This is a genomic window from Mammaliicoccus sp. Q-M61 (genome assembly GCF_022386055.1).
In the GTDB taxonomy this organism is placed as follows: Bacteria; Bacillota; Bacilli; order Staphylococcales; family Staphylococcaceae; genus Mammaliicoccus; species Mammaliicoccus sciuri_A.
Genome location: NZ_JAJNJL010000005.1, coordinates 167,563 through 184,942 on the forward strand (window position 1 = coordinate 167,563; position 17,380 = coordinate 184,942).

Here is a 17,380-nt window from a genome sequence, read left to right on the forward strand (position 1 = left end):
TTATATTACTTTATTTTTTTAATAGTTCTTTTTTAAATGTTTCTGCTTGTTTCTCTACTGAGATTAAATCTCCGTATAATGCTTCATTACTTGTGTAGTAAATGACGTTATTGTTTTTAACTGCTTTATTATTTTTCCAGATAGTTGAATTTGTAAATTCATTATTTGGTTTTTTACCGTCTTTTGTTGGAATAAATAAGTAGTCTCCTGAATAATCGTTAAATTTTTCTTGAGGTACTTTCATGAATTTTTCTTTTGGCATTGCTTTTTTAGCTTCTGGATCTTCTTTTAATTTGAAACCATCGAATAGTGCGTCACTACCTCTACCGAATCTTGCGCCGAACTGATAAATATCTTTAGCTTGTACGTCCATAATTGAAGCTGTTTTATCTGCTCCGATATGTTTTTTAATTTCTTTACCATCTTTTAAAAGTTTATCTGATAGTTCGTCTGCTTGTTTTTTAGCTTTTTCTTCTTTGTTCACTAATTTACCGTATTCGATATGAGTTTGTTTATAATCTGTGTCTTGTACTTTTAGTGATACAGTTGGTGCTATTTTTGAAAGTTTATTATTATTTTTATTTTCTTTATACGTTACGATTAAATCTGGTTTAAGCTTCGCTGCCGCTTCAACATCTTCTGGATCTATTTTCTTAACATCTTTCATATCTAAATATTTAGAATCTGGGAATACACTTGTGATCGCTACTGGTTCTACACCTAGTTTTTTCAAGTTACCATAGTTAGCTGTCAGTAATAGAATACGCTTTGGATTTTTAGGAATTTTTACTTTTTCGCCGCCTTCAGTCGTAAATGTTCGTTCTTTACTGTCACTTTTACTACTTGATGCTTCGTTGTTATTACCACATGCTGCTAACAATAACGCTAAACATAATACAAAACTTAATAATTTTTTCATTTCTACACCTCATATTTTATTTTAAAACGATGGAATTAACGTATCTTCATGTTTTTCTTTTAGATATTTTTTAACTGCATCACTTTTCATAACTTTGTGCAATTCTTTAATTTTTTCTGAGTCTTTATTATCTTCTCTTGCAACGAGTTGAATTGAGAAACGTGAATCAATATTTTTCTCTAAGAACAATGCGTCAGCTGGTTTTAAGCCAATTTTAGAAATATAAGTTGGATAGTTATAGACAAGTGATACATCTTTTTCACTATAAGTTTCTGCTAAGTTCAGTAAGTCTACTTTCAACCATTTGAAATCTTTAGGATTTTCGACGATATCTTTCGTAGTGCCATTTACACCTACGCCGTCTTTCAATTTAATAAGACCTTGTTCTTCAAGAATCGCTAATGCTCTACCTTCATTTGAAATATCATTTGGTATTGCTACTTTTGTACCTTTTGGAATGTCATTGATGTCTTTATATTTTTTAGAATAAAAACCAACTTTTGCATCATAAATCGGTTGGATTGCGACTAAATTTGCTTTACGTTCTGAGTTGTATTTTTCCATAAATGGTTTATGCTGTGCGAAACTTGCATCCGCTTCTTTACTACTTACCATATCGTTATAAGCAACGTTGTCATTCACTTGGACAAGTTTAATTTCCCAGCCGTCCTTTTTAGCTTCTTTTGCTGCTTGTTTAACAACGTCTGTCATTGGTGGTGCTTGAGAAGCTACTTTAATGACTTTGTCTTCGTTATCTTTTTTATTCGCGCCACAGCCTGCGATGATAATGCTTAACATTAATAACATAACAAATAAACTTTTTTTCATTTCTACACTACTTTCTTTTATCTATTTTTTGAGCTATAAAGTTTCCTAACATTTGTATGATAAACACACTGATAATGATGATGATGATTGAGAAATACATGATTTCATTCTCATAACTTTGGTAACCGTATCTGATTGCGAAATCACCTATTCCTCCACCGCCGACAATACCCATGACTGTTGAATAAGACACCATGCTTACTGTCGTCGTTGTATATGCCAATATAATGCCGCTACGTGATTCAACTAATATGAAATTCCAAATATATTTATATGTTGTGGCACCTAGAGATTCTGCCAAGACTTTAATATCACCAGGAATATCTAATAATACTTGCTCAACCAATCTTGAAAATATCGCAATACCAACAATACTTAAAGGGATAATCGATGGGTATGGACCAAATGCACTCCCTAAAATCATGCGTGTAAGTGGGATTAAACTGATTACAAATAGTAAGTACGGGAATGAACGTATAAATGTAATCAAGAAATTAAATGACCAATAATAATTGATATTTAATGCTTTAATACTTGGGTTTGATAAAAATAATGCGATGCCTAGAGGTAGTCCAACTAGCAAAGTGATGAGCATGGAATAACCTAACATAATGCACGTTTCTTGTAAGGACTGAATCAATTCTGGTAAGTAGTAATTTATCTTCTCTAAAAATGTCATTCTTCTAAACTCTGCCTAACATTCTCTAAATAAGAATTCGTGTTTCTTTCTACACTTACTACTTTATTATCCATAACCTCTAACAATTGACCGTCCTCCATAACACATACTTTTTCACATAATTGTTTAACAACGCTCAATTCATGCGTCACAAAAATAATCGTAATGTTGTATGCTTTATTCACTTTCTTCAACATCTTAATGATGATTTCCGTGTTATGTTCATCTAAACTACTTGTCGCCTCATCACACAATAAAATATCCGGGTTTCTCACGAGCGCTCTTGCTAATGCAACACGTTGTTTCTCACCACCGGATAATTGTGCTGGATAATAATCCTTTTTATCATTTAACCCTACAAACCCTATTAATTCGTCTACTTTTGCTTTATCTTGCTGATTAATTATTTTTAAAGGCAACGCGATATTTTGCTGAACGTTAAGGTTATTCAACAAATTATAATTTTGAAATACCATGCCTATTTTTTCTTTATACTTCCTTACAACACGCTTTGATAATGCTTCTGTGTCTTTCCCGTCAAAAACAATGCGCCCTTCTGTTGGTTGTTCTATTAAATTCAATAATCTCAGTAATGTCGACTTTCCCGAACCACTTTTTCCGACAATACCTGTAACAGATCCTGGTTCTATCGTTAAAGAAAAATCTTTTATAGCAAAATTGTCATTATATTTTTTTGAAACATGTTCTAATTTATACAACTTTATACTCCTGTAAAATTATTTTAAAAAGGAAATCTATTTTCATTATCTAATAATTGAAATCGATAATCAATATCAATTAATACATTTAAGTATTCTTTCTTTCACAACAATGTAAAAAGTTGAGTCCTTTCAACCTTATCTAGTATGATAGACTTGTAATGAAGATATCTTTTCTAAAAGGAGCGAAAGTAAAATGAACGAAGCAGCAAAAACATTAGATGGTTGGTACAGCTTACATTTATTTTATGCAATTGATTGGGCAAGCTTAAAAACTGTACCTGAAGAAGATCGAAACACAATGATCAGCGAATTCAAGACTTTCCTTGAAGCGTTGGAAACAGTTCATAATAATAAAGAAGGTTCTCATGCTTTCTATAACATAACAGGCCAAAAAGCAGATTTAATGTTATGGTTCTTAAGACCAGACGTTAAACAATTAAATGCCTTAGAAAATGAATTTAACAAGTTAGATATCAGTGACTTCTTAATTCCAACATATTCATACGTATCAATCGTAGAACTTTCAAACTATCTTGCAGGTGACTCTAACGAAGATCCATACGAAAATCCACATGTTAAAGCAAGATTATATCCAGAAGTACCACGTTCAGAGTACGTATGTTTCTACCCAATGGATAAAAGACGTGACGGCGAAGACAACTGGTATATGTTAGATATGGATCATAGACGTAGCCTAATGCGCTCACACGGTTTAATCGGACGTAGTTATGCAGGCAAAGTAAAACAATTTATTACAGGTTCAGTAGGACTAGACGATTACGAATGGGGCGTAACATTATTCAGTGATGACATGTTACAATTCAAGAAATTAATCTATGAAATGCGTTTCGACGAAGTATCAGCTAGATATGGTGACTTCGGAGCATTCTACGTAGGTAATATATTAAACATTGATGAATTAGATACATTCTTTAAATTGAAATAATATAGAAAGAGCCTGGAACTGAGTGAAGTTCCAGGCTCTTCATATTTTAAGTGCTAAAGATGTTCATTTACAGGCCGATAATTTAGTCAAGTCCATATGTTTGTGTAATATCTTTAGAATGTAATCAACCTTTGGTTTTTTCATGAATCGAACAACTATGTCTGTTTTGAATTTTAAACAGATATAGTTGTTTGATCACTACTTATTTTTTAAAAATAAGTAGCTTAATTAAGCGATAAATGGTCTGTTAGACTTATCAAATCTTTCTTGAATATCCATAAGTACTGCGCCAATTAATCTAAAAGCTGAATCTAGATTAGGGAATGTTTTAACTATTTTTTCTCGTTTTCTGAGTTGCATATTAATATTTTCAACTGAATTAGTAGTTCTTAGATTTTTATGATGTTGAGCAGGAAATCTATAGAATTGTGAGGCATCTTCGAAGCCTTCATCCAATATTTTAATAGCTTCCACATACTTAGGATTACTTTCATATTGTGCAATGAATTCATCTTTGAGCTGAACAGCGTGACGATATGTTGGTGCTTGGAATATTGATTTAAGTAACATTCTAGCTTCTTTAGAGTTCTTTTTAGGGAATCTCTCTACAATATTTTTAAGAAAATGGAACGTACAACGTTGCCAAGATGAATCGATAAACTGTGACTTAATAGATTTAATAAGTCCAGAATGCGCATCAGAAATAATAAGTTCAGGAGTTGTTAAACCACGCATTCTTAAGTCTTCAAAAAACTCTGACCAAGCTAATTCAGACTCTTGATTCGAAATTTTAAAGCCAATAATATCGCGTTTTCTATTTTCATTGATACCCATAGCGATATAAACACCTTTAGAAACAATTTTATTATTCTCTCTTACCTTAATGTGCATAGCATCAACAAATACATACTTATACTGATGACTAACAATAGGTCTACCAGCCCATTCTTTGATTTCAGGATCTAGGTTTTTTATTACGCTTGAAACAGTGGATTTAGACACAGATTTTCCCGTTAGGGATTCCACAATTTTATTAACATTTCTAGTTGAAACACCATTAATATATGCTTCTGTCATCGCTAAAATAAGGGATTGGTCAGAACGTGAATATTGATTGAATACTTCAGTTGTAAATTCACCGTCACGTGTTCTTGGAACTTTTAATGTCAGATTGCCAATAGGCATCAGGAAATCACGCTCATAATAGCCATAACGTTGTGCGTTTCTACCTGAATTCTTTTGTTTATATCCAGCATTAACATACTTGTCTCTTTCCATTTCCATGTATGCATTTATGACAGTCATAGCTATTGTTTTCATAGACGCATTCATATCACTTCCAAAAATAGCACTTGCCAATTCTTCATAATCTAAGTTAACATTTAATTGAGTCATATATAGTCACCTCTACAATTTTTTCTTAGTCGATTACATTGTACTAAAGTGAGCTATATATGGCTCTTTTTTTATTACACAATTATATGGACATATTCGATAATTTTATTTATCGGCCTGTAAATTCCGTTTTCGGGTCGATATTTTTATTTATCGGCCTGGAAATCCTGTTTTCGGGTCGATATTTTATTTTATCGGCCTGGAAATCTCATTTCTGGACCGGTGAATTTTTTTATCGGTCCGTATTTCTCATTGCCAACTATATTTAACTAAATATATTGATGAATAATGTAACAATTGGTACGCCTAGTAAATCTATTAGGAAGGCGCCAACTACTGGGACTACTAAATATGCTTTTGGTGATGCACCGAATTTTTTAGTTATAACATCTAAGTTAGCCATGGCATTTGGTGTTGCGCCTAGTCCATGTCCGATAAATCCGCCTATCATAACTGCTGCATCATAATTTTTACCAAGTCCTCTAAACACGACAAATACTGAGAATAGTACGATAAATACAATTTGTACTAATACAATAATTGTTAACGGTAGCGCCAATTGATAAATTTCTGTTAATTTAATACTCATTAACGCGATTGATAAGAATAAACTTAATGAAACATCACTTACTTGGTTTGTAATTTTCATATCAATGATGTTTAAGTTTCCGTAATCAGAGATGTTTCTTATGATAACTGCGACAAACATTGCCCCAACATATACCGGAATATTTATTCCTGTTAAATTCGTAAATCCATCTCCAATATATGTACCAATCGCCATACATACTGCAATAATTGTAAATTGAACAATAAATACTGTTGTAGGGTTCATTCTACTATGTAAGTTCTCGTTATATCCCACTTCACTAAAATCTATACCTGTATCTTTAGCATCTCCAGGTTTCAAATCAAACTTTTTAATTAAATATCGAACTACAGGACCACCTATTAATCCACCTGCAACAAGTCCTAATGTCGCTGCTGCAAGTGCCGCTGTTACCGCAGAGTCTACACCTAATGATTCTAAAGTCTTACCGTATGCCGCTGCATTACCATGACCACCTTCCATGGACATTGATCCAGCAGTTAAGCCAAGTAGTGGTGGTATATTTAATACTTTAGATAATGAAACACCAATTACATTTTGGCAAAATGCTAAAATTCCGCAAAAAATAAAATATAAAATCAGTACTCTTCCACCAAGTTTTAATAATTTTAATGACGCACCTAAACCTATTGTTGTAAAGAATGCCAACATAAAGAAGTCCTGTAGAAAATCAGAATCTAATTTAATTGTAATGACATTTAATGATTGTAAAATAGCAACTACAATAGCAAATAACAAGCCGCCTATTACAGGCGCAGGAATACATAAACGTCTCAATATAGAAACTTTATTTACAATACCCTCACCTAATAAAAGTAAGACACATGCTATAGCTAAAGTTGTGACAGCATCAAACTGTAACATCATCGTTCCCCCTAAAACCTTATATTTTTATCTAGAAATCGTTTTCAAACACTGATGAACATTATACCTATCTCAAGTAAATAATGCTACCTTCTATAAATGAGAAATAAAATAAATTCACAAAAAGATTATTATACAAATTTCTTTTGTTAAAAAATAACTGTAAAATATTCACATAGTTATATATCTAAAGAATTAGAAAAACGATAGAAATTCATTTTAATTTTGAATTTCTACCGTTTATTGTTTTCAACACCAATTATTTACGTCTCTTTATCTTATTAATCAAATTTTACTTTCTTTGCTATTTGATGTAATAAATTTCTTTGCTATTTTGAAGTCTCCTAAATATGGTTCATAAATACCATTAACTTTTTGATATGGATCAGCACCTTTGCCAGCAATAATTAGAACTTGATTGTCTTTTAAACTTGCTATAGCTTTTTGAATGGCTTGCTCACGATCAATAATAATTTCAATCTTTGATTTATCTTCTATATAACTTGCAATTTCATTACAAATTTCCATAGGTGATTCAAAATCCGGATCATCTGCAGTTAAAAATACATGATCTGCATATAAATTGAGTAGACTTCCAAATTCCTTCCTTCGTGATTCAGCCTTGTTTCCTGTACTACCAATCAAAATATTTACCTTTGAATTAAGATGCTTTTGTTTAACTAATGAAATTAAATTATCTAGACTCACATAATTATGAGCATAATCAACATAAATATATTTATTATCGAAAGTAATATTTTCCATTCTTCCGGGTATTCTAATATTTTTTATAATATCTTTAAAATTAACATCTCCATCAAATTCAGATTGAATTAGCGATATAGCACTAAACACATTATAAATATTAAAATCTCCCAATAACGAAATATTCAAGTTGTCTAAAACAGATTTATTTATATTATTAGTTATAGAAAATGAGAAATCATTTCTAATATTTAAATAAAAATCTGCTTTTTCATTTTCAGAAGAAAAGTTTAAAATAGGTTTTCTCTCTTCCTTACAAATTTCTTCAAAAATTTTATATACTGAACTATCATAATTCGCAATTACTTTCTTTGAATTGTGTATTAATTGTAATTTGCATGATAGGTAATCCTCAAAATCTGGATGTTCAACCGGACTTATATGGTCAGGCGTAATATTCAGAAAAATTCCTACATCAAATTTTAAATTATATAGTCTATTTTTTTTATATCCTTGAGAGGATGCCTCCATCACTAAGTGAGTTATTCCTTTTTGAGTAGATTCATGCATCATTTTATATAAATCTAAAGACTCTGGCGTAGAATTATATGATTTAACATATGTAATGCCATCTATTGAATTTTCCATAGTCGTATACATAGCAACTTTATTTTCACAATAAATATGATCTAATAATTTTTTTGTAAAATATGCCGTAGTAGTTTTCCCCTTAGTTCCTGTATAGCAATATATAGATAATTTATTTTGAGGATAATTATAGAATTCCATTGCAATAACAGCCATCGCTTTTTGAATATCATTAACTATGATTCCCTCAGTAAATTCATTATCTATACTTGAATGATAGCTAGTTTCAGAAATATAAGTATGTACGCCATTATTTATTGCTTCTCGTAAATAATCATATTTAAAAGTATTCCCTTTGCAAAAAAACAAGGTGTTCCCTTTTATATCTTTAGAATTATATGAAATGTGATCATACAATTTATTATCTTGATGCTTATAGTAATACATTCCATTTTTAACAATCACTTTTAATAAATTATGTTCTTTTAACACATTTAAGATTCTAATAGTATCTATACTTAGCAATTTTATCACCTTTAATATATTAATTTTATTAGTGTTAATATCAATTTTAAATTTCTAACTAAATTAATCTTCGGTCTATTTACTTAAGAAGACATTAATTTTTATAGCTCGTAGTATCTATATGATTTATATAATCTCTACTTTATCTATTACTTATTCACATTTTATTACATAATATCATTTTAAATTTAACAATAACTAGTTATATTTACAATCTATTACTTTTTAACATAAAAATGGTAGCATTGATAAAAAAAGAGAATAAGCAACGTTCAATTGCTTATTCTCTAATATTTTATTTTTTCACTTCTGTTTTGGCTTCCAAATCTATCATTTCTTCTTTTGTTTTATCTAATACTAAATAGTTTAACTCATCGTTCGTCATTTTCTTAAGTGATGGGTATCTTATCATAAAGAATACAATACCTAGCACTAACCAAATGAACAACGCGATATAAGAAGGTAATGATAAACTTGCTGGTGATCCTGGGATAAGTAATAAACCTAAGAATATACCAGCGATAATTGCACCGATAATCGCAAATGTTTTGTATTTTGGATGATACATCATGCTTCGTTTATCGTATGAAAATAGTTTGAATGCTGATAAACATGTTATGAAATAAGCGATTGATACACCTGTTGATGACATATCTACAATCCATGTTAATGCTGTTCTACCTAACCATGGTGCAGCGAGTGCCATTACTAATATAAATATAATACTTACATACGGTGTATTATATTTTGGGTGTAACTTTTTAAAGACGCTTGGCATAACAGATGCTCTACCCATAGAGAATAACAATCTACTTGAACTCATAAAGAATCCGTTCAATCCTGTGAATATCCCCATCAATATTGCGACGATTAATACTGCTAAACCAACAAACGAGAAGGCTTCTTGAACGACTGAACCTGTCACCCACAAATCTCCACCTACAGATGATGCATCTTTAAACAACCAACTTGTTAAAAGTATCATCATCACATACGTAAGCGCTGATGCAATCAAACTAAATACGATTAACTTGAACGTCTTACTTGGTGAGAAGTTAAATTCTTCTGCCGTTTGCGGAATATTATCAAAGCCTACATATGCCCATGGTGCAACTGCCAGAATTACAACGATTGAGGCAAGCCAACCCATGTCATTATTGACAACAGGCTTAAGATTTGAGAATGAAAAATCATGCGTGAAAAATGATCCTGCAAATAAAAGTATAACAACAACTGCTAATACCACACAGAATATATACTGCAGACTTCCTGAAAAACTAGAACCTTTTATACTTATCCAAGCAAATATTAACAATATAAGTGATGATAGTATAATTTCAGTTATGTACACATCCCAACCTGCAACTGTATATAATTTACCTTGTTCTAAAAATCCCGGCATAATAAATTTAAAAAGCAAACTAAATGCAGAGGCGTTTAAAGCAACGATACAAATATATCCAAAAGTTAAAAACCATGATGAGAAGAATGATACATATTTACCGAAACCTAAGTATCCGAATGCAAAAGCACCACCTGATACTGGGAACTTTTCAACTAATGCACCGTAACTAACGGCAATAACAATCATCAATAATGCCCCGATAAATATACCGATTGAAGCGCCTAATGGTCCAGCCTGACTAATCCAGTCACCTGGTAGTATAAATGCACCCCAACCTATACTTGAGCCGTAAGCAATGGCCCACACAAATTTTTCTGATAAGTTCTGATCTAAATTTCCTCTTGATAAATCTTTCTTTTTCCTAGCCATACATGTTCCACCCTTATTTATAAATTTCGTGAAACGTAATTAACCTTTAATTAAATTTTCCAAACAGCAATTACGAGTAATAACCAACTTGCTATAAATAACACGCCGCCAATTGGTGTAATAGCGCCAAGTATTTTAATTTGAGTTACAGCAAGTATATATAATGAACCACTAAAGAATACTATGCCAAACGTCATTAACCATCCAGCTACGTTTAAACTGATAGATGTTGTGCCCGAAATAATACCAATTAAAATTAAACCGAGTGCATGATACATTTGGTATGTTGTTGCTTTACCCCATATATCTAAGTATTTAGCCGATAATTTATTTTCTAAACCATGTGCCCCAAATGCACCTGCTGCTACAGCGATCATTGCATTAATTGCACCTATTATAATAAATAATTTCATTTGTTATCTTCCTTTCTTATTTAAAAATCAAATATTGAATCTCCATTACCTATACCATCATCTGTTGTTAATTGATTTTCTGTTTTATTTACAGATGGTTCGTTACGCACTTTACCACCCATTTTTCTAATTTCTTCATCTGAAATTTGTGGTTTTGCTTTTGGTGTTGGTTTAGGTGTTGAAGAAATATTTTGTTCTACTTTAATATCGTGCGTTAAATCGTCTTCTTTATCTACCAATCCACTTAACGTATGAATGGCATGCATGTGGCGATTAAAGACTTCATTTGTTGAAGCATTGTCAGCAGCAACGAGTTCTTCTTCTATTGCAGCAATTAATTGTGATCTACTTATCATTAAATGTCACCTCCACACCAATTAATGGGTTCTTTACCACTCGCAATAAGATATTCATTCGTCTTACTAAATGGTTTAGACCCGAAGAATCCTCTATAAGCCGATAATGGACTTGGATGTACAGATTGTATAATATGATGGCGTTCTGTATCAATAAGCTTGATCTTAGATTGTGCAGGTTTACCCCAAAGTATAAACACAACATCTTCTAATTCACTGGAAACATGTTTAATAATTTCATCCGTGAATATTTCCCAGCCAATATTTTTATGTGAATGTGCTTGATGTGCTTCTACTGTTAAGACGGTGTTTAAAAGTAATACACCTTCCTTAGCCCAATCTTGCAAGTGAGGTGTCGTTCTCTTACAACCTATATCGTCTTCTAATTCTTTATAAATATTTCTTAATGAAGGTGGGAATTTTGCGTCTGGTTGTACTGAAAAAGCTAAGCCATGCGCTTGATTCGGACCATGATAAGGATCTTGACCGAGAATAACCACTTTCACACTTTCTAAAGGTGTTAAATCAAATGCTTGATAAATATTTTCTCTATCAGGATAAATCGTCTTACTTTTATATGCTTCTTCTAAAAATGACTCCATTTCAGAAAAATCATGTTCGGATTTTATTTTATGAAAAATTTGTTGCCAATCCATATTATTCACCTCAATAAAAATGATAACATAGCACTCAAGAAAAGGTCATAACTATTTTTTACAATTAAAAAACGTGATATGATGAAATATATGAATTATTGGGAGGAATCATCAATGGCATTAAAAAAAGTCTTAACAATAGCAGGATCAGACACAAGTGCTGGAGCTGGAATGCAAGCAGATTTAAAGACATTCCAAGAGCATGACACATATGGAATGGTTGCATTAACAGCAGTCGTTACAATGGACCCACAAACATGGTCACATGACGTAACACCATTACCTCTTGATTTACTAGATAAACAATTAAACACAGCTATTTCAATCGGACCAGATGCAATTAAAACAGGTATGCTTGGTTCTGAAGAAATTATTAAACGTGCACGTCAAACATATGACGAAGCAGACGCTGAAATTTTCGTAGTTGACCCTGTAATGGTATGTAAAGGTGAAGACGAAGTACTTAACCCGGGAAATACTGATGCAATGATTAAAGAACTATTACCAAAAGCAACAGTCGTTACACCAAACTTATTTGAAGCAGGTCAACTATCAGGTTTAGGTAAACTAACTTCAATTGATGATATGAAAAAAGCAGCAGAAAAAATCCACGAACTAGGTGCACAATATGTTGTCATTAAAGGTGGAAAAGCTTTAGAATCAGATAAAGCTTATGACTTATATTATGACGGACAAAAGCATGTCCTATTATCAACAGATAAATTCCAATCAAGTTATAACCACGGTGCAGGTTGTACATTCGCAGCAGCAACAACAGCTAACTTAGCAAACGGCGAATCACCAGAAGATGCGATTATACATGCAAAAGCATTCGTAGCATCAGCTATTAAAAACGGTTGGAAAATGAACGACTTCGTAGGTCCAGTAGATCACGGCGCTTCAAACCGTATCGAAAAAATAGAAGTATATACTGAAGAAGTATAATAAAAAGCTGTACGCGTGTGCGTACAGCTTCATAATGTCGACAAGGTCTTAGACTTTGTTGGCATTTTTTTGTAGTTTTAATAGGAAGTGTTAGTAACGCGAGGGTCTTGTGAACACTTCTTACCAAACTTGTTCATAACGGGGGCGTTGTGAACACTTCTGCCCAAACTTGTTCATAACGGGGGCGTTGTGAACACTTCTCGCCAAACTTGTTCATAACGGGGGTGTTAATTACAAAACTCGGCCGAAGTGTTACTAAGGACGTCTATAATTACAAAAGTCGGCCAAAGTGTTACTAAGGACACCCTTAATTACAAAACTCAGCCAAAATGTTACGAACGGCCGTCTTATTTACAAAATTACTACGAAGTGTTACTATGGACAGCCTTAGTTACAAAACTCGTAACAACTGTAAACATGGCACTCACTATTTGCACTTTCTACCAAAACTGCTAATAACAGCCCTACTATTTGCACCTTCAGCCAAAACTGCTTTTAACGATAAGAGTCCACCACATGGAATTCTCACAATCAACACCCAAATATAAACAAAAGCCGAGACAACGTTTCTTGTCTCGGCTTCATTCAATACGATACGCACATGCGTACAGCTTTTCTATTATGATTTCATGATACTAAATTCTGCTGTGACTTTCGCCACTTCTTTGCGGTTCTTAAATAATGTCATTTGATATTGATAAAATGCATTATCTCCCTCTTTTGTTTCATTTAAACATTCTAATTCTGCGATGTAATTTTCTAATGTCATGATACGTTCTGTCTGTTCAAACTCACTTTTAATTTGTTTAAGTTTTGTATCATTTCTCATAAATGGCTTAAAACTATTAAACTCTCGAAGTACGCTTAATAAGTATTGAACTGGTACTTCTTCATAATACTGATATCCCATTATATTACAATAATCTAAAACCGCTTCATCGTTAAATGAAATGCGCATTGTTTCCAATAATTCCACCCGCCATTTCTTGAGGCTAATCTCAGTTGTAATTGTACTTTAAAGAGTATCATCATTCAAGTGAATTTTTACTACTACTTATTACTCTAAATGTCTTCTTCTTCACTTAAATACGCATTATTATCTAGTATAACTTCTACATTAGGATGATTATACAAAACAGATGCTGGTAAGTCTGTTGTAATGTCACCTGTTAATAATCGTTTAATCGCTTCTGCTTTCTTCGGTCCATAAGCTAATAGAATTATACGTTTAGCTTTCATAATAGATTGAATACCCATTGAAATGGCTTGTTCTGGTACTTCTTCAATTGTTTCAAAATATCTACTATTCGCTTCTATTGTAGACTCCGTTAAATTCACAATACTTGTCACACTATCAAATGGAGTGCCTGGTTCATTGAAACCAATATGACCATTTTCTCCAATACCAAGAATTTGAACATCTATTGGTCCTTCTTGATCTAATAATGCTTCATAACGTTTTGTTTCTGCGTCTAAATCTTCTGCCGAACCGTTTGGTAAATGTATACGCGATTCGTTCCAAGATGGTAAATGATTAAAGAGTACGTCATGCATATATGTGTAGTAACTTTCTGGATGATCATAATCGATACCAATATATTCATCTAAATTAAATGTCGTGATTTCACTCAAATCAATTTCATTAATTCTAATCAAGTTCACAAGTTGTTCGTATACACGAACCATCGTTCCACCAGTCGCTAATCCAAGCACACTTTTTTTATTTGAAATAATTTGCTTTAATAACTCATTCGCAACATAGTGGCATGCTTCCTCTTTAGATCCTAAATTCATGATTTGCATAATTATCCCTCTATTTCTTTTATAAATCTTTTCGCTATTTCTAAAGGTCTCGTAATAGCGCCGCCAACGACTGTACAATGTACGCCTAAATCTGTTACACGTTTAAACATTTCAGGTGTAATAACGTTTCCTTCTGCGATTACTTTTGCGTTAACATTGTCTAATACTTCTTTTAAAAATTGAAAATCATTTTCGTATAATACATGACCTTTTGTATATTCTGTATAACCTCTTAAAGTTGTACCTACATAATCGAATCCTAATTTATCAGCCTGAATAGCTTCTTCTAAATCAGAGACATCTGCCATAATTTCACCGTTTGGTGCATGCGCTCTAATATATGAAACAAGTTCTTCAAGTGACTCTTTAGGTCTTTCTTGTTTCGTCGCATCTAACGCAATAACTTCACAACCACTTTCAATTAATTCATCGACTTCTTTTGAAGTTGCTGTAATAAATACTTTTGAACCTTCATAATCACGTTTTACAATGCCGATTACCGGTAAATCAACTTCTTCTTTAATAGCAATAATATCTTCTTTCGTATTCGCTCTAATACCTTTAGCACCTGCTTGAGATGCAGCTAATGCCATCTTACTCATAATAAAAGATGAATGTAATGGTTCATCCGGTAAAGCCTGACATGACACGATTAATCCTTGTGGTAACATTTATAAAAACACTCCTTATTGATTTTCTAACGCTTCTTCTACTTCATTTTTTATAGTCGTAACATGCGGACCATAAATGATTTGAATACCTGTTCCTTTTTTGACGATACCTCTTGATTCTGTCGTCTTAATGAGATCTTCGTTAAACAAATGCTCATCATTAATCGTTACACGTAATCTTGTTGCGCAACAATCGACTGTATCTATGTTTTCTTTTCCACCTAAACCTTTAATAATTGTTTCGGCACGTTCACTTGCTTCAACAGTTTGAACAGCTTCACTATCTTCACGTCCTGGTGTCTTAAAGTTAAATTTCGTAATTAAAAATCTAAAAGTAACATAGTATAAGAAGAACCAAACTATACCGATAGGAATGACTAATAAATAGTTCGTCTTACTATTCCCTTGTAACACACCGAAGAGGATATAATCAATGAATCCGCCACTAAAGGTTTGACCGACAGTGATGTTAAATATGTCAGCCATCATAAATGCTAAACCATCAAATATTGCATGGATAACATATAATACTGGTGCTATGAATAAGAAACTAAATTCAAGTGGTTCTGTAATACCTGTTAAGAATGATGTTAATGCTGCAGAAAGCATTAAGCCACCTACAACTTTTTTCTTCTCTGGTTTAGCTGTGTGGTAAATTGCTAAAGCTGCACCAAGCAATCCGAACATCATTGTTATAAAGCGACCAGACATGTATCTAGAAATACCTGAATAATAATGTGTTAAATCTGCATCTCCTAATTGTGCGAAGAAGATATTTTGAGTCCCTTGTATAATTTTCCCGTTGATTTCCATCGTACCACCAAGTGCAGTTTGCCAGAATGGTAAGTAGAATATATGATGTAAGCCAAATGGCCCAAGCATACGTAATATAAATCCATAAATAAACGTCCCGATGACTCCTGTTTTATTAACAAGACCACCCGCATTGAATATCCAACCTTGAATCGTTGGCCAAACAAAGAACAAAATAACACCTAGTACGATTGACGCAATTGACGTTACAATCGGTACGAATCTCGATCCACCAAAGAACCCTAAGAACGGTGGCAATGTGATTTTGTTATATTTATTGTGTAGCATGGCAGTCATAATACCGACGATAATCCCACCGAACACACCTGTTTCGACAGTTTGAATACCTAGTACCATACCTTGTCCTGCTTTAGCTAATGCTTCTGGTGCTGCAACATTATCCGTAATCGTTAATAATGCGTTCATCGTCGCATTCATAATTAAGAATCCTAACATTGCTGCTAAACCTGCTGTACCTTTATCACTTCTTGCTAAGCCTATCGCAACCCCGATTGCGAATAATACTGGTAAATTCGCAAAAACGATATTCCCCGCTGATGACATCAAAATAAATATATACTGTAATAAATCTACGTCTAAAATCGGATATGCTTTAATCGTGTTTGGATTACTTAAAGCACCACCGATACCTAATAACAACCCTGCTGCAGGTAAAATTGCTATAGGTAACATAAATGATTTCCCGAATTGCTGTGCTTTATCAAAAATTTTACTCATTCGAACACCTACCTCCCTATTTACCCTAAATATAACACCGTGAAAATTATAGTCAACTTTATTATTTGTTTTGAAAAATATTTTCAATTATAATGTTATTTATTCTATAAATTGAGGTGTCCTTCATGAATTTTGAAAATCGTATTCAACAATTTTCATACCTTTTCACAAAGTCCGATGAAAAGATTGCTAGATTTATACTCGATCATCCAGTTGGCGATCATTTTTCAACAATTACTTCTTTAGCTTATGCAATTGGTGTATCAACTTCTAGCATTACTAGATTTAGTCATAAATTGAACTATCAACATTTTCAAGATATGAAGTTCAATATTCAATAAACTTATGAGAAGACGGATATTCAAAACGTTCCGCTCATTAAAAGAATCCATGAATATCATCAAACGCTTATACAACAAACTGGTGAATT

General features: G+C 32.6%; 18 protein-coding genes. 3 read left to right on the forward strand and 15 right to left on the reverse strand.

Annotated features, from left to right (window positions below):
- Nucleotides 1-10: 10 nt before the first annotated feature.
- From LQ677_RS08975 to LQ677_RS08990, 4 genes are read right to left on the reverse strand one after another with little or no spacing between them, the layout of a single operon-like run.
- Nucleotides 11-919: an ABC transporter substrate-binding protein gene (locus LQ677_RS08975; protein ID WP_206166500.1), complete on the reverse strand. Its 909-nt coding sequence runs from the start codon at nucleotides 917-919 to the stop codon at nucleotides 11-13.
- Nucleotides 920-940: 21 nt separating this feature from the next.
- Entirely contained in the window at nucleotides 941-1,747 is an 807-nt protein-coding gene (locus tag LQ677_RS08980; RefSeq protein ID WP_037589949.1) for a MetQ/NlpA family ABC transporter substrate-binding protein, read from the reverse strand.
- Between the two features lie 7 nt (nucleotides 1,748-1,754).
- The gene (gene emtB, locus LQ677_RS08985) at nucleotides 1,755-2,426 is read right to left on the reverse strand and encodes a metal ABC transporter permease EmtB (protein WP_037589948.1); all 672 of its coding nucleotides are present in this window, start codon (nucleotides 2,424-2,426) and stop codon (nucleotides 1,755-1,757) included.
- Nucleotides 2,423-3,145, reverse strand: coding sequence for an ATP-binding cassette domain-containing protein (locus tag LQ677_RS08990; protein WP_239748455.1), 723 nt, complete (start codon nucleotides 3,143-3,145; stop codon nucleotides 2,423-2,425). Before LQ677_RS08990 ends, emtB begins: the two co-directional genes overlap by 4 nt.
- Nucleotides 3,146-3,341: 196 nt before the next feature.
- On the opposite strand from LQ677_RS08990, the gene hemQ reads away from it, so the two are divergent.
- Nucleotides 3,342-4,094 (forward strand): hydrogen peroxide-dependent heme synthase, encoded by a 753-nt coding sequence (gene hemQ, locus LQ677_RS08995; RefSeq protein WP_037589946.1) that lies wholly within the window; start codon nucleotides 3,342-3,344, stop codon nucleotides 4,092-4,094.
- A gap of 228 nt (nucleotides 4,095-4,322) precedes the next feature.
- Here the strand turns inward: hemQ and LQ677_RS09000 are convergent, their stop codons facing one another.
- From LQ677_RS09000 to LQ677_RS09030, 7 genes are all read right to left on the reverse strand, one after another.
- Complete coding sequence (locus LQ677_RS09000; RefSeq protein WP_239748464.1) at nucleotides 4,323-5,489, reverse strand: IS256 family transposase; 1,167 nt, start codon at nucleotides 5,487-5,489, stop codon at nucleotides 4,323-4,325.
- A 265-nt stretch (nucleotides 5,490-5,754) separates the two neighbouring features.
- Nucleotides 5,755-6,963, reverse strand: a complete 1,209-nt coding sequence (gene gltS, locus LQ677_RS09005; RefSeq protein WP_037589945.1) for a sodium/glutamate symporter — start codon at nucleotides 6,961-6,963, stop codon at nucleotides 5,755-5,757.
- A 285-nt stretch (nucleotides 6,964-7,248) separates the two neighbouring features.
- Complete coding sequence (gene murE, locus LQ677_RS09010; protein ID WP_239748472.1) at nucleotides 7,249-8,748, reverse strand: UDP-N-acetylmuramyl-tripeptide synthetase; 1,500 nt, start codon at nucleotides 8,746-8,748, stop codon at nucleotides 7,249-7,251.
- 328 nt (nucleotides 8,749-9,076) lie between these two features.
- Nucleotides 9,077-10,555: an APC family permease gene (locus LQ677_RS09015; protein ID WP_037589944.1), complete on the reverse strand. Its 1,479-nt coding sequence runs from the start codon at nucleotides 10,553-10,555 to the stop codon at nucleotides 9,077-9,079.
- 50 nt (nucleotides 10,556-10,605) lie between these two features.
- On the reverse strand, nucleotides 10,606-10,968 hold the full coding sequence (locus LQ677_RS09020; RefSeq protein ID WP_025904893.1) for a DUF423 domain-containing protein: 363 nt from the start codon (nucleotides 10,966-10,968) through the stop codon (nucleotides 10,606-10,608).
- A 20-nt stretch (nucleotides 10,969-10,988) separates the two neighbouring features.
- The gene (locus LQ677_RS09025) at nucleotides 10,989-11,324 is read right to left on the reverse strand and encodes a DUF5327 family protein (RefSeq protein WP_107565237.1); all 336 of its coding nucleotides are present in this window, start codon (nucleotides 11,322-11,324) and stop codon (nucleotides 10,989-10,991) included.
- The gene (locus LQ677_RS09030; protein ID WP_204171096.1) at nucleotides 11,324-11,980 is read right to left on the reverse strand and encodes a uracil-DNA glycosylase; all 657 of its coding nucleotides are present in this window, start codon (nucleotides 11,978-11,980) and stop codon (nucleotides 11,324-11,326) included. The genes LQ677_RS09025 and LQ677_RS09030 overlap by 1 nt, the downstream gene beginning before the upstream one ends.
- 114 nt (nucleotides 11,981-12,094) lie before the next feature.
- On the opposite strand from LQ677_RS09030, the gene thiD reads away from it, so the two are divergent.
- Entirely contained in the window at nucleotides 12,095-12,925 is an 831-nt protein-coding gene (thiD, locus tag LQ677_RS09035) for a bifunctional hydroxymethylpyrimidine kinase/phosphomethylpyrimidine kinase (protein ID WP_025904890.1), read from the forward strand.
- 619 nt (nucleotides 12,926-13,544) lie between these two features.
- Here thiD and LQ677_RS09040 read toward each other — a convergent pair.
- The 4 genes from LQ677_RS09040 to LQ677_RS09055 all read right to left on the reverse strand — a co-directional run bounded on the left by LQ677_RS09040 (nucleotide 13,545) and on the right by LQ677_RS09055 (nucleotide 16,950).
- The gene (locus LQ677_RS09040; RefSeq protein ID WP_228065195.1) at nucleotides 13,545-13,883 is read right to left on the reverse strand and encodes a hypothetical protein; all 339 of its coding nucleotides are present in this window, start codon (nucleotides 13,881-13,883) and stop codon (nucleotides 13,545-13,547) included.
- Nucleotides 13,884-13,987: 104 nt separating this feature from the next.
- Entirely contained in the window at nucleotides 13,988-14,728 is a 741-nt protein-coding gene (gene nagB, locus LQ677_RS09045) for a glucosamine-6-phosphate deaminase (RefSeq protein WP_232194102.1), read from the reverse strand.
- Nucleotides 14,729-14,730: 2 nt separating this feature from the next.
- Nucleotides 14,731-15,399, reverse strand: coding sequence for an N-acetylmannosamine-6-phosphate 2-epimerase (locus tag LQ677_RS09050; RefSeq protein WP_239748488.1), 669 nt, complete (start codon nucleotides 15,397-15,399; stop codon nucleotides 14,731-14,733).
- A 15-nt stretch (nucleotides 15,400-15,414) separates the two neighbouring features.
- Complete coding sequence (locus tag LQ677_RS09055) at nucleotides 15,415-16,950, reverse strand: PTS transporter subunit EIIC (RefSeq protein WP_107572786.1); 1,536 nt, start codon at nucleotides 16,948-16,950, stop codon at nucleotides 15,415-15,417.
- A gap of 125 nt (nucleotides 16,951-17,075) precedes the next feature.
- On the opposite strand from LQ677_RS09055, the gene LQ677_RS09060 reads away from it, so the two are divergent.
- Complete coding sequence (locus LQ677_RS09060; RefSeq protein ID WP_239748489.1) at nucleotides 17,076-17,291, forward strand: MurR/RpiR family transcriptional regulator; 216 nt, start codon at nucleotides 17,076-17,078, stop codon at nucleotides 17,289-17,291.
- Nucleotides 17,292-17,380: the final 89 nt, after the last annotated feature.

Excerpts from the sequence above, each read along its gene's own strand:
- LQ677_RS09040 (WP_228065195.1), bottom strand. The coding sequence starts at position 13,883 with ATGCGCATTTCATTTAACGATGAAGCGGTTTTAGATTATTGTAATATA.
- LQ677_RS08980 (WP_037589949.1), bottom strand. The coding sequence starts at position 1,747 with ATGAAAAAAAGTTTATTTGTTATGTTATTAATGTTAAGCATTATCATC.
- LQ677_RS09020 (WP_025904893.1), bottom strand. The coding sequence starts at position 10,968 with ATGAAATTATTTATTATAATAGGTGCAATTAATGCAATGATCGCTGTA.
- LQ677_RS08975 (WP_206166500.1), bottom strand. The coding sequence starts at position 919 with ATGAAAAAATTATTAAGTTTTGTATTATGTTTAGCGTTATTGTTAGCA.
- LQ677_RS09050 (WP_239748488.1), bottom strand. The coding sequence starts at position 15,399 with ATGTTACCACAAGGATTAATCGTGTCATGTCAGGCTTTACCGGATGAA.
- LQ677_RS09055 (WP_107572786.1), bottom strand. The coding sequence starts at position 16,950 with ATGAGTAAAATTTTTGATAAAGCACAGCAATTCGGGAAATCATTTATG.
- LQ677_RS09060 (WP_239748489.1), top strand. The coding sequence starts at position 17,076 with ATGAATTTTGAAAATCGTATTCAACAATTTTCATACCTTTTCACAAAG.
- LQ677_RS09015 (WP_037589944.1), bottom strand. The coding sequence starts at position 10,555 with ATGGCTAGGAAAAAGAAAGATTTATCAAGAGGAAATTTAGATCAGAAC.
- hemQ (WP_037589946.1), top strand. The coding sequence starts at position 3,342 with ATGAACGAAGCAGCAAAAACATTAGATGGTTGGTACAGCTTACATTTA.
- LQ677_RS09000 (WP_239748464.1), bottom strand. The coding sequence starts at position 5,489 with ATGACTCAATTAAATGTTAACTTAGATTATGAAGAATTGGCAAGTGCT.
- thiD (WP_025904890.1), top strand. The coding sequence starts at position 12,095 with ATGGCATTAAAAAAAGTCTTAACAATAGCAGGATCAGACACAAGTGCT.
- LQ677_RS09025 (WP_107565237.1), bottom strand. The coding sequence starts at position 11,324 with ATGATAAGTAGATCACAATTAATTGCTGCAATAGAAGAAGAACTCGTT.
- gltS (WP_037589945.1), bottom strand. The coding sequence starts at position 6,963 with ATGTTACAGTTTGATGCTGTCACAACTTTAGCTATAGCATGTGTCTTA.
- nagB (WP_232194102.1), bottom strand. The coding sequence starts at position 14,728 with ATGCAAATCATGAATTTAGGATCTAAAGAGGAAGCATGCCACTATGTT.
- LQ677_RS09030 (WP_204171096.1), bottom strand. The coding sequence starts at position 11,980 with ATGGATTGGCAACAAATTTTTCATAAAATAAAATCCGAACATGATTTT.
- emtB (WP_037589948.1), bottom strand. The coding sequence starts at position 2,426 with ATGACATTTTTAGAGAAGATAAATTACTACTTACCAGAATTGATTCAG.